The following is an 11,928-nucleotide window of genomic DNA, read 5'->3' as shown; positions in this document are numbered from 1 at the left end:
CGTTCCACGAGGAAGGGGACTCGGCGTCGCCGAGTCCCCTTCTTCGTCGCGGTGGCCGTCAGGCGTCGATGGATTCGCGCGAGAGCTGGTCGGCGGAGTCGATGATGAACTCGCGTCGCGGAGCGACCTCGTTGCCCATGAGCAGTTCGAAGACCCGGCCCGCCGCCTCCGCGTCCTCCATCCGCACACGACGGAGCAGACGACCGGAGCGGTCCATCGTCGTGTTCGCGAGCTGCTCCGCGTCCATCTCGCCGAGACCCTTGTAGCGCTGGATCGGCTCGTGCCAGCGCTTGCCGGCCTTGCGGAGCTTGGCGAGGAGCGCGTGCAGCTCCTGCTCGCTGTAGGTGTAGATGGTCTCGTTCGGCTTCGATCCCGGGTTGATGACGATGATCCGGTGCAGCGGCGGCACCGCCGCGAAGACCCGCCCGTGCTCGATGAGGGGCCGCATGTAGCGGAAGAACAGCGTGAGCAGGAGGGTGCGGATGTGCGCGCCGTCGACGTCGGCGTCGCTCATGAGGATGATCTTCCCGTAGCGCGCCGCGTCGATGTCGAAGGTCCGACCGGAACCGGCCCCGATCACCTGGATGATCGACGCGCATTCGGCGTTGGACAGCATGTCGCCGACCGAGGCCTTCTGCACGTTCAAGATCTTCCCGCGGATCGGCAGCAGCGCCTGGAACTCGCTGTTGCGCGCGTTCTTGGCCGTGCCGAGGGCCGAGTCGCCCTCGACGATGAAGAGCTCGCTGCGCTCCACGTCGTTCGTCCGGCAGTCGACGAGCTTGGTCGGCAGGGTCGAGGACTCGAGCGCGTTCTTCCGGCGCTGCGTCTCCTTGTGCGCCCGTGCCGACACGCGGGCCTTCATCTCGGAGACGATCTTGTCGAGCAGCTGCGTGGCCTGGCTCTTGTCGTCGCGCTTGGTGGAGGTGAACCGCTGCTGGAGGTCCTTCCGCATCACCTGAGCCACGATCTGGCGCACGGCGGGCGTGCCGAGCACCTCCTTCGTCTGACCCTCGAACTGCGGTTCCGGCACGTTGACCGTGAGCACCGCGGTGAGGCCGGCGAGGACGTCGTCCTTCTCCAGCTTGTCGTTGCCGACCTTGAGCCGGCGGGCGTTCTGCTCGACCTGACTGCGCAGGACCTTCAGCAGCTCCTGTTCGAAGCCCTGCTGATGGGTGCCGCCCTTGGGCGTGGAGATGATGTTGACGAAGGAGCGGATACGGGTGTCGTAGCCGGTGCCCCAGCGCAGGGCGATGTCGACCGCACACACGCGCTCGACCTCGGTCGCCACCATGTGCCCGTCGGGCTGCAGGACCGGGACGGTCTCGGTGAACGTGCCCTCGCCCTGGATGCGCCAGGTGTCGGTCACCGGCGGGTCGACCGCCAGGTACTCCACGAACTCGGAGATGCCGCCCTCGTAGAGGTACGAGGTCTCCACGGGGCCGGTCGGGGTGCCGTCCTCCCCCACCACGGCGCTCGCGGCGCGCTCGTCGCGCACCACGATCTCGAGCCCGGGGACCAGGAATGCCGTCTGTCGCGCCCGCGTCTCGAGCTCCGCGAGCTGGAACGCGGCGTCCTTGGTGAAGATCTGACGGTCCGCCCAGTAGCGCACGCGGGTGCCGGTGACCCCGCGCGGAGCCTTCCCCACGACCCGCAGCTCGCTGTTCTCCTCGAACGGGGTGAAGGGCGCATCGGGCCGTTTCTCCCCCGAGTCCTGGAAGATGCCGGGCTCGCCGCGGTGGAAGGACATCGCGTAGGTCTTGCCGCCGCGGTCGACCTCGACGTCGAGGCGCTCGGAGAGCGCATTCACCACCGAGGCGCCGACGCCGTGGAGACCGCCCGACGCGGCGTAGGAGCCGCCGCCGAACTTCCCTCCGGCGTGCAGCTTGGTGTAAACGACCTCGACACCGGTCAGACCGGTCCGGGGCTCGACGTCGACGGGGATGCCGCGACCGCGGTCGTGCACCTCGACGCTGCCGTCGTCGTGGAGGATGACGTCGATGCGCGAGCCGTTGCCTGCCACCGCCTCGTCGACGGAGTTGTCGATGATCTCCCAGAGGCAGTGCATGAGCCCGGGCGAACCGTTCGAGCCGATGTACATGCCGGGGCGCTTGCGGACCGCTTCGAGTCCTTCGAGCACCTGGAGATGATGGGCGGAGTACTCGGCATTCACAATCTCCGAGTCTATTCGCGGGAGGGAGCCGCCCCTCGCAGACACTCCCCGGGGCGCCGCCTTCGCGGGTGCGCGCGTACGCGCTGAGCGAAACACGCCGTCGACCGGGCATGCCCCCAGGTGCAGCGTGGTTGTATTGAGCACGACCAACAAGGACGCCGACACCCGAGGAGGCCCCGAGATGAATGCAACGACCGAACGTGAGACCTCCGCTGTCGAGTACCGCCTGACCGCGATGGACCGCTGCGACTCGTGTGGAGCGCAGGCCTACATCGCCGCCGAGGTCAACGGTTCCGAACTGCTCTTCTGCGCCCACCACGGCCGCAAGTACGAAGAGAAGCTGCGCAGCGTGGCCACGAGCTGGCACGACGAGACCGCTCGTCTCATCGAGACGGTCTGATCAGCGCCTGAGCCGGCTGAACCGGTTCAGTCCACGACCCTCCGCCGAATCCGCGGACCGAGGCGGGTGAGGATCTCCTCGCCCACCGTATCGATCCGCTCGGCGAGGGTCGTTGCTGTCTCCTCCCCCTGTGCGCCGGGGCCGAAGATCGTCACCTCGTGGCCGACCGCCATCTCCGGCCAGCCTTCGACCGTCATCGTGGCGACATCGATGGTCGAGACCGCACGCGAGCCGGCGGGGGTGCCCACCGTCATCCCGGTCAGCGTGGAGGGGACGCCGTCCAGACTCCCGACGGCGATGATCGCGCTCTCGCCCTCCACCCGCACCACCGGGGCGACGAGACGGGCCGCGGGGCGCACGCCGTCGAGATCCGGGCCGTCCGCCGAGCGGATGCCGTAGCAGAACGCGCCGACGCGCGACACGGTGCCGCGCAGCTCGGGTCGCCACCAGGACGCCGCCGAGGCTGTGAGGTGCAGGGACGCCGGCCGCGGCCCGGAGCGGCCGACGACGTGGACGGCGTCGAGGAACACGGCGTGCGCCTCGTCGTCCTCGGCGTCGCTCGCCTCGGCGATATGGCTCCATACCCCGACGAGGGCGAGGGCACCGGAGCGTTCCGCCTCCCGAGCTTCGGCGACCGCGCCTTCCCAGTCCTCCGGCCGCACGCCGTTGCGGTGCAGCCCGGTGTCGATCTTGAGGTGGACCCGGGCACGCGCGCCGAGGACCTCCGCCCGGGCGATGATCCGTCGGAGGTACTCGACTGTGCCGACGCCCAGCTCGATGTCCTGCAGGAGCGCCTCGTCGATCTCCTCATCGGTCGAGGTCGCCCAGGCGAACACCGTCACCTCCCCGCCCGCGATACGCCGGACCTCGACGCCCCCGCGCACGTCGTAGCTGCCGAAAGAGGTCACTCCGGCCTCGAGAGCCGTCTCGACCGCCCAGCGGAGCCCGTGGCCGTAGGCGTCGTCCTTGAGGACCAGCATCAGCGCGGAGTCGCCCAGGCGGTCTCGGACCGCCTGGATGTTCGTGCGGAACACGGCGCTGTCCAGACGCAGTTCGGGGCGCATCGGGCCACCCATCATGCCTCCCATCCGCGCACGGCGTGCGCCCCGGGGACGGCGACGAGCTCTGCCGGAGTCATCCCGGTGAGCGTCGCCCAGCGCGCGATGGCGCCGGACGCGGGGCCGGCACCGCCGAAGAAGGTCACCGCGTCGCCCACGTCCGCCGTGGTGCCCTGGAGATCGATGACGCAGACGTCCATCGCGACACGTCCGACGATGGGACGAGGCTCACCGTCGATCTCCACGTCGACCCGATTGCCGAGGCTTCGGACGACGCCCTGGGCGTAGCCGCCCGTCACGAGCGCGACGACGGTGTCCTCCGCCGCACGGAAGGTGTAGCCATAGGAGACGGCCTCCCCCGCCCGGAGACGCTTGGTGGACATGACCCGGCCGACCAGGCGCATGACCGGAGGCGTCGCCGGGAGTCCCTGTGCGGACGGCAGCCCGTAGAGGAGACCGGGATCGAGGTCCGGCAGTCCGGTGGTGGTGGCGGTGATGCCTTCGAGACGGAGCGCCTCGACCTCTCCGGGAGAGTCCACGAGCACCTCCTCCGCCCCCGCGGCGGTCACTGCCTGAGCGACGGCGAGCAGCCCATGTCCCCACGCATCGCGCCGGAGGTCGGCTCGGCGACCCCCCGCCCGGATCGCCGTGGACGCGCCGGCCGCGAGGGCCGATCGCGAGATCATCGCCTGCGGAAGCGCACTCGAACTCGTGTCACACACGTCTTCCAGACTAGCTTCCGCGCTCCCAGGAGCCTGGGGGCTCCCCGCGTAGACTGGGACGTCGACCCCTAGACCCGGAGCTTCATGTCACGTCTTTCTCTCGCGCCCCGCATCCGCTATCTCCTCAGCCGCGCCCGCCGCATCGACGTCGGTTCGGTGTTCGAACGGGCCAGGGAGGCCTCGGCCCAGCACAACCGGCCCGTGCCCACGATCGTCGCCGACATGCTCTGGTCGGCGGCTCGTCACAACGTGGGGTTCCAGGACTACATCGACTACGACTTCGCGATGCTCAACCGTGCCGAGCGCGAGACGTACATGACGCACCCCGTGTCCAACCAGCTCTCGCAGAAGTACGACCACCCCGACTTCCGCTGGATCTTCCAGGACAAGATCGAGTTCAACCGCAAGTTCTCCGCGCACCTCCATCGGGAGTGGATGGTGGTCGAGGAGGGGAACGCGGACGAGGTCCGCGCTCTGACGGAGCGCCTCGGCACAATCGTCACGAAGGAGCCGGTCGGCCAGGCCGGAACCGGCGTGCACCGGTATCACGCGGCCGACATCACGGACTGGACCGAGTTCCACCGCGGCCTCCTGGATCGCGGCGAGCTGCTGATCGAAGAGGTCATCCGTCAGCACGACGACCTGGCGGCCGTGTGCCCCGGGACCGTGAACACCACGCGCATCACCGCGTTCTTCGACGGCGAGAAGGCACACATCCTCGCGATGGCCCAGAAGTTCGGACGCGGCGCGGTCAGCGACCAGATGACCTTCGGCGGCTTCTACACGATGCTCGACGAGAACGGGCACGCGGTGGGGGCCGGCTACGACTCGCACGGCCACGTCCACGAGACGCACCCGGACTCCGGGTTCCGCATCGCCGACTTCCAGCTGCCCTACATGGACGAGGTGCGCGCGTTCATCGATCAGGTCGCCCGCGTCGTGCCGCAGGTGCAGTACGTCGGGTGGGACGTCGTCGTGACCCCGGACGGCCCCGTGCTTGTCGAGGGCAACTGGGGTGCGGGCGTGTACGAGAACAAGCCCAGCGTCACCGGCATCCGCACCGGCCACAAGCCGCGGTATCGCGAGGTCATCGGCTTCTGAGCCTGTCGAAGCGCCGACCCGGCCCTTTACATACGAACCGGCCCCTTGCGTTTGCACGCAAGGGGCCGGTTCGTTTGAAAAGGGGTGGTTCGGCCTGCTCAGACCGCGCGGACGATGCCGAGCGGGGTGGACTCGAGGCCCTGGCCGAGTGGGTTGTCCCCGAGGATCTTCACCAGACGCAGCTCCCCCGCCTTGTCCAGGGTGGAGCCGAGGATGTTGCCGCCGAGATCGTTGATGTCGACCACGGCCACCTCGGCCTGGCCGCCGATCAGCGTCTTCAGGTGCGCCGCGACCCGGTCCGGGTCCTTCGGCCCGAGCACCACAGCCTCGTTGTACGGAGGGATGGTGTGCTTCGTCGGGCCGTCGATCGCGCGGGCCTTGTCCCCCGCGATGCGGTAGAAATCGCCCTTGCGCCCGAACGCCTTGGTGACCGCCGAGACGGCCGCCGCGAAGAGGATGCGCGGCGTACCGCACTCGCGCAGCGCCATCTCCATCGTCTCCGGCATGCCGAGACCGATGCCGTACGGCGTGCGGGTGACGTACTTCGACAGGAACAGCGCGAGCTTGCGCGGCTTGATCTCGTCCAAGCGGTAGGACCGACCCTGCGTGATCGCGACGATCTTCTCCGTCACGAACAGCAGGTCGCCCGGCTGGACGGCAGCCTTCGCGTACTCCGTGATGATGGCGTCGAGATCGTCGTCCGGCATCACGACACGGGTGCGCAGCGGAATCCGCGCGTAGCTCTTTCCGTCGACGCTCGTCTCGAGCGCCTTGCCCTCGTTCGCCTGCATCACTCGAGGTAGTCCCGCAGCGACTGCGAGCGGCTCGGGTGGCGCAGCTTGGCCATCGTCTTCGACTCGATCTGGCGGATGCGCTCACGCGTCACGCCGAACGTGTCACCGATCTGGTCGAGCGTCTTCGGCTGACCGTCGCCCAGGCCGAAGCGCATCCGGATCACGCCGGCCTCCCGCTCGGAGAGCGAGTCGAGGAGCTGCTCGAGCTGACGCTGCAGCATCGTGAAGCCCACGGCGTCGGCAGGGACCACGGCCTCGGTGTCCTCGATGAGGTCACCGAACTCGCTGTCTCCGTCTTCACCGAGCGGGGTGTGCAGCGAGATCGGCTCGCGGCCGTACTTCTGCACCTCCACAACCTTCTCCGGCGTCATGTCGAGCTCGCGGCTCAGTTCCTCCGGAGTGGGCTCGCGACCGAGGTCCTGCAGCATCTGCCGCTGCACGCGGGCGAGCTTGTTGATGACCTCGACCATGTGCACCGGGATGCGAATCGTGCGGGCCTGGTCGGCCATGGCGCGGGTGATGGCCTGACGGATCCACCAGGTGGCGTAGGTCGAGAACTTGAAGCCCTTGGTGTAGTCGAACTTCTCGACCGCGCGGATGAGACCGAGGTTGCCCTCCTGGATCAGATCCAGGAACTGCATGCCCCGACCGGTGTACCGCTTGGCGAGAGAGACCACGAGACGGAGGTTCGCGCCCAGCAGGTGGCTCTTCGCGCGCTGACCGTCACGGGCGACCCACTGCAGGTCGAGTCCGAGCTGGCTCGTCTTCTCGGCGGGGGACATCGCGGAGAGCTTCTCCTCCGCGAAGAGACCCGCCTCGATGCGCATCGCGAGCTCGACTTCTTCGGCCGCGTTCAGCAGCGCGACCTTTCCGATCTGCTTCAGGTAGTCCTTGACCGGGTCCGCCGTGGCTCCGGTGATCTGAGTCGAGTAGACCGGGACCTCTTCGTCATCCTTGGAGGAAATGACGATCGCACCGGTCGGCAGCGGCTCGGTGAAGGCCGGCTTCGTGTCGTCCTCCTCCTCGTCGCCCGCGGCGTCTTCGGCCGCAGCGGCGTCGTCCTCTTCGACGACGTCGTCCGCCTTCTTCTTCTTCGCGGGGGCGCGCTTGGCCGCGGCACGCTTGGGCGCGGGAGCCGCTTCGGTCGCTTCGACGTCCTCGACCTCGGGATCCGCGGTGATCTGATCGGCCTTCTTCGTCCGCGTGTTCTTCGTCGTGGCAGGAGTCACGTTTCGCCTTTCACGGGGCCGCTGGGAGACCCCGGGACATTTCGGACACTAGTAAGACCCTTGTCAAGTCCAGCGCTCGAAAACACTGATTGACAACGGGTCGGACTCCTAGTATCGCACACGTATGGCGATGAGGACGCATTCGAGGGCGATCCGCTGCGAGAGATTCAGCCGCGCCCCGGCTTGTCCTCGTCGCCGGACGGACGCGAGGCGAGGTAGCGCTCAAGCTCGGCCGCGAGTTCATCGGCGCTGGGCAGGTCGCGTTCGCTGAACCCGCCCTCGTCGTACGAGTCGTCCTCGGGGTCACGACCGGCCATGTAGGCGTCGTACCGCCGCTCGAGGTTGTGCACCATCTGCTGCAGCTCGTCGTTCGCGGCGACCTGCTCGTCCACCCTCGCGATGTAGTCCGCACGCCGCTCCTGGACTGCGTCGAGCATGAGCACGAGCCCGGTCGAGGCCATCAGCTTCTCCGCTGCCGCGCTGACCGCCTCCGGATTCTCGGTCTCGGCGAGGTAATGCGGCACCAGCAGCACGAAGCCGACGACGCGCTCGCCCCGCTCCGCGAACCGGAACTCGAGCAGGTGACCCGCGGTCGCCGGGACCTGCGTACGCGGACGCCACACGGAGTGCGACACCACGAGATCGCGCCGATTCCCGCTCACCGTCGTCCCGATGGGACGCGTGTGCGGCACGGGCATCGCGATCGAGTGGACCCAGTGCAGTCCCGAGGCCTCGAACTCCGCAGCGAGATCCAGAACGGTCTCCGCGAAGGCATTCCACGCGAAGTCGGGCTCATACCCGGTGAGCAGCAGGAACGGGCGTCCCAGCGCGTCCGTGGCGAGGGAGAGCTCGAGGCGCGGCGGGCGGAACTCGGCGAGGTGGTCCTGGTCGAACGAGATGACCGGGCGGCGCGCGCGGTAGTCGAGGAGCACATCGTTGTCGAAGATCGCGAGCGGCTGCGGCGACGTCGTCTCCCGCAGGTGATCGATGAGCCCGGACACCGCACTGCCTGCGTCGGTGAAACCGGTGAGCAGCATCACGAGAGGCAGGCCGTGGGGCACCGCGGGGGCGTTCGCGACGCGTTCGTGGATCTCTCCGGAGAAGGGCATGTCTCCATGCTACGAGCCGCACCCGGAGCCGGGCTCTGACGTGTCTCGCTGAGAGCGAACACACCCCGGCCGCCGGACCGACGACCCCGGTGCAGAGATCCTAGGATGGAGAGCATGACGCTTCCCGTGCTCTCGCACACCACCGATCAGTTCCCCGGAAGCGCTGCCGATGCCGCAGTGCTCGTCGTCCCCGATCTCTCCGAGTCGGCCGAGTCGCTGGCGGCTCATCCCGGTCTCGCCGACGTCCTGGCGGGCATCGGCTTCACCGGCGCCGCCGGCGGGTTCACCAGGGTCTATGCGCCGCAGGTGACGAGCCTGCCCTTCGCCGTCGTCGGCGTCGGTTCCACCATCGACGACGCGTCCGTTCGGAGCGCAGCCGGCGTGGCTCTCCGCTCCCTGACCGGCTTCGACACGGTCGCGCTCGGCCTCGCGGCCGGGCTCGAGAAGCACGCGGCCGCCGCGGCGGAGGGCGCCGTCCTCGGCGGCTACCGCTTCGACGACTACCGCGCCGAGAACGGCAGGAAGAAGCGGGCGACGGCGGTCGTCGTCCACGCCCCGCTCGACGACGAGACGATCGCCCGCGCCCATGCCACCGGCGAAGCTGTCGCCCTCGTCAAAGACCTCGTGAACGTGCCCGCCGAGTGGCAGAGCCCCGCGCAGCTCGCGCAGAGCGCTGCCGACAGCGTCGCGGACCTGGATGTCACCGTGGAGATCCTCGACGAGACCGCTCTCGCGGAACAGGGCTTCGGCGGCATCCTCGGCGTCGGCCAGGGATCCGACCGACCGCCGCGCCTCGTCCGCCTCGACTACGCGCCCGCGGACGCGCAGCGCCACATCGCCCTCGTCGGCAAGGGGATCACGTTCGACACCGGTGGGCTCTCCCTGAAGCCGGCCGCGTCGATGGTCGGCATGAAGTTCGACATGGCGGGTGCCGCGACCTCTCTCGCCGCGCTCCGCGCCATCGCCGCTCTCCGCCTCCCCGTGCATGTGACGGCGTGGCTCTGCATCACCGACAACATGCCCTCCGGTCGTGCCCTCCGCCCCGGCGACGTCATCCGCATCCTCGACGGCACCACCGTCGAGGTGCTGAACACCGACGCCGAGGGGCGCCTCGTCCTCGCCGACGGGCTGGTCGCAGCGAGCCGGGAGAATCCCGACGTCATCATCGACGTCGCGACCCTCACCGGCGCGATCGTCGCGGCCCTCGGCCACCGCCACACCGGCGTCTTCGGCGACGACGAGACGGTCGCGGAGTTCCTCGCCGCCGCCGCGCGCACGGGAGAGCCGGCGTGGCACATGCCTCTGCCCGCCTACATGGAGGAGACGCTGGACTCCCCCATCGCCGACATGATCAACGCCAACATGGGAGACCGGATGGGCGGCGCCTCGTTCGCCGGCCTCTTCCTGCGGCGCTTCGTCGGCCGCACCTCGGACGCGGATGACGCGCCGCGCATCCCCTGGGTGCACCTCGACATCGCGGGCTCCGGTGAACACGCCGGCGCCCCCTACGGCTTCACCGAGAAGGGCCCCACGGGGGCGATGGTCCGATCGATCATCGCCTTCGCCGAAGCAGCATCCCACCCGGAGGCATGACACCCATGACAACCCACACCTTCGACATCGTCGTCCTGGGCGGCGGCAGCGGCGGGTACGCCGCGGCACTGCGAGCCAGCGAGCTCGGCAAGTCCGTCGCGCTGATCGAGAAGGACAAGGTGGGAGGCACATGCCTCCACCGCGGGTGCATCCCGACGAAGGCGCTGCTGCACGCCGCCGAGGTGGCGGACCACGTGCGCGACGCCTCCTCCGTGGGCGTCACGGCCTCGTTCGGCGGGATCGACCCCGCGGGCGTGCGCACGTACCGCGAGGGCATCGTCGCCAAGAAGTACAAGGGCCTCGAGGGGCTCGTGAAGGCGCGCGGGATCACGACGGTCCCCGGGCTCGGCCGCCTCAACACGGACCGGAGCGTCAGCGTGGGCGACGACGTCTACGTGGGCACGGACGTGATCCTCGCCACGGGCTCCTACAGCCGCTCGTTGCCCGGGCTGGAGATCGGCGGACGCATCCTGACCAGCGAGCAGGCACTCGCCCTGGACGTCATCCCCGAGCGCGTGCTCATCCTGGGCGGCGGCGTGATCGGCGTCGAGTTCGCGAGCGTGTGGCGCTCCTTCGGTGCCGAGGTGACGATCGTGGAGGCGCTGCCCCACCTCGTCCCGAACGAGGACATCGCGATGAGCAAGGGCCTCGAGCGCGCCTTCCGTCGCCGCGGCATCCAGTACTCGCTCGGCGTACGCTTCCAGACCGCCACGCAGGACGACTCCTCCGTGACCGTCACACTGGAGGACGGCAAGGAGTTCACCGCCGACTACCTCCTCGTCGCCGTCGGCCGCGGCCCCGCCACCGCCGACCTGGGATTCGAGGAAGCCGGAGTGCGCCTGGACCGTGGGTTCGTGACAGTGGACGACGAGCTCCGCACCGGCGTCCCTGGCATCTGGGCGGTCGGCGACATCGTCCCGGGCCTCCAGCTCGCCCACCGCGGGTTCCAGCAGGGGATCGCGGTCGCCGAGCGCATCGCGGGCCTCTCCCCCGTGAACGTGCCTGACGTGCAGATCCCGAAGGTCACCTACTCCAGCCCCGAGGTCGCCTCGGTCGGTCTCACGGAGGAGGCGGCGGTCGCCGCGCACGGTGCCGATGCCGTCCACTCCTACGAGTACAACCTCGCGGGGAACGGGAAGAGCGAGATCATCGGCACGGGCGGCCTCGTCAAGGTCGTCCGCCTCAAGGACGGTCCCGTCCTCGGTGTACATCTCCTCGGCGACCGCGTCGGCGAACTCATCACCGAGGGGCAGCTCGCGGTCGCGTGGGAAGCCCACCCGGAGGACATCGCGCCGCTCATCCACGCCCACCCGACCCAGAGCGAGGCACTCGGCGAAGCCTTCCTCGCGCTGGCCGGAAAGCCCCTGCACGCCCTCTGAGCACCAACCGGTGCCCGAGTCACTAAGCTAGACAAGCGTCATACAACTTCTGAAGGAGACTCAGTCATGAGCACATCCGTGGTCCTCCCCGCTCTCGGTGAGAGCGTCACAGAGGGTACGGTCACCCGCTGGCTCAAGCAGGTGGGAGACACCGTCCAGGCGGACGAGGGCCTGCTCGAGATCTCGACCGACAAGGTCGACACCGAGATCCCCTCCCCCGTCACCGGCGTCATCGAGGAGATCCTCGTCGCCGAGGACGAGACCGTCGAGGTCGGTGCTCTGCTGGCCCGCATCGGTGACGGCAGCGGCGCGGCCCCTGCCGGCGATGCCCCTGCTGCCGCCGAGGCCGCTCCGGCCGAAGCCGCCGCCCCCG

At 69.1% G+C, this 11,928-nt stretch carries 11 protein-coding genes; 5 read left to right on the top strand and 6 right to left on the bottom strand.

The window, feature by feature from the left end:
• Positions 1-58: 58 nt before the first annotated feature.
• Positions 59-2,170, bottom strand: coding sequence for a DNA gyrase/topoisomerase IV subunit B (locus DW296_RS08435; RefSeq protein WP_446724134.1), 2,112 nt, complete (start codon positions 2,168-2,170; stop codon positions 59-61).
• A 181-nt stretch (positions 2,171-2,351) separates the two neighbouring features.
• Here DW296_RS08435 and DW296_RS08430 point away from each other — a divergent pair, with 181 nt between their 5' ends.
• Complete coding sequence (locus DW296_RS08430) at positions 2,352-2,570, top strand: DUF7455 domain-containing protein (protein WP_025103577.1); 219 nt, start codon at positions 2,352-2,354, stop codon at positions 2,568-2,570.
• A 26-nt stretch (positions 2,571-2,596) separates the two neighbouring features.
• Here the strand turns inward: DW296_RS08430 and DW296_RS08425 are convergent, their stop codons facing one another.
• Both DW296_RS08425 and DW296_RS08420 read right to left on the bottom strand, forming a co-directional pair.
• Positions 2,597-3,634, bottom strand: coding sequence for an alanine racemase (locus DW296_RS08425; protein ID WP_136051868.1), 1,038 nt, complete (start codon positions 3,632-3,634; stop codon positions 2,597-2,599).
• Positions 3,635-3,645: 11 nt separating this feature from the next.
• The gene (locus DW296_RS08420; RefSeq protein ID WP_240743038.1) at positions 3,646-4,350 is read right to left on the bottom strand and encodes an alanine racemase; all 705 of its coding nucleotides are present in this window, start codon (positions 4,348-4,350) and stop codon (positions 3,646-3,648) included.
• A gap of 84 nt (positions 4,351-4,434) precedes the next feature.
• On the opposite strand from DW296_RS08420, the gene DW296_RS08415 reads away from it, so the two are divergent.
• Complete coding sequence (locus DW296_RS08415) at positions 4,435-5,451, top strand: sugar-transfer associated ATP-grasp domain-containing protein (RefSeq protein WP_136051867.1); 1,017 nt, start codon at positions 4,435-4,437, stop codon at positions 5,449-5,451.
• 98 nt (positions 5,452-5,549) lie between these two features.
• Here DW296_RS08415 and DW296_RS08410 read toward each other — a convergent pair whose 3' ends face one another.
• From DW296_RS08410 to DW296_RS08400, 3 genes are all read right to left on the bottom strand, one after another.
• A complete protein-coding gene (locus DW296_RS08410; protein WP_071328695.1) occupies positions 5,550-6,242 on the bottom strand; it encodes a coenzyme F420-0:L-glutamate ligase in 693 nt (230 codons plus the stop codon).
• The gene (locus DW296_RS08405) at positions 6,242-7,474 is read right to left on the bottom strand and encodes an RNA polymerase sigma factor (RefSeq protein WP_136051866.1); all 1,233 of its coding nucleotides are present in this window, start codon (positions 7,472-7,474) and stop codon (positions 6,242-6,244) included. The genes DW296_RS08410 and DW296_RS08405 overlap by 1 nt, the downstream gene beginning before the upstream one ends.
• Before the next feature lie 167 nt (positions 7,475-7,641).
• A complete protein-coding gene (locus tag DW296_RS08400; protein WP_060921805.1) occupies positions 7,642-8,583 on the bottom strand; it encodes a proteasome assembly chaperone family protein in 942 nt (313 codons plus the stop codon).
• A 114-nt stretch (positions 8,584-8,697) separates the two neighbouring features.
• Here DW296_RS08400 and DW296_RS08395 point away from each other — a divergent pair, with 114 nt between their 5' ends.
• From DW296_RS08395 to DW296_RS08385, 3 genes are all read left to right on the top strand, one after another.
• Positions 8,698-10,176 (top strand): leucyl aminopeptidase, encoded by a 1,479-nt coding sequence (locus tag DW296_RS08395; protein WP_136051865.1) that lies wholly within the window; start codon positions 8,698-8,700, stop codon positions 10,174-10,176.
• Positions 10,177-10,181: 5 nt separating this feature from the next.
• Positions 10,182-11,555 carry a dihydrolipoyl dehydrogenase gene (gene lpdA, locus DW296_RS08390; RefSeq protein ID WP_136051864.1) on the top strand — a complete coding sequence of 458 codons (1,374 nt, stop codon included), beginning with the start codon at positions 10,182-10,184 and terminating at the stop codon, positions 11,553-11,555.
• Between the two features lie 66 nt (positions 11,556-11,621).
• Positions 11,622-11,928: biotin/lipoyl-containing protein (locus DW296_RS08385; protein ID WP_342588950.1), on the top strand; the 307-nt coding region annotated here is incomplete at its 3' end.

The organism is Microbacterium sp. K36 (genome assembly GCF_004794355.1).
Taxonomy (GTDB): domain Bacteria; phylum Actinomycetota; class Actinomycetes; order Actinomycetales; family Microbacteriaceae; genus Microbacterium; species Microbacterium paraoxydans_D.
Note: the sequence above shows the minus strand (reverse complement) of the source record. Positions and strands in the feature narration are given on the sequence as shown.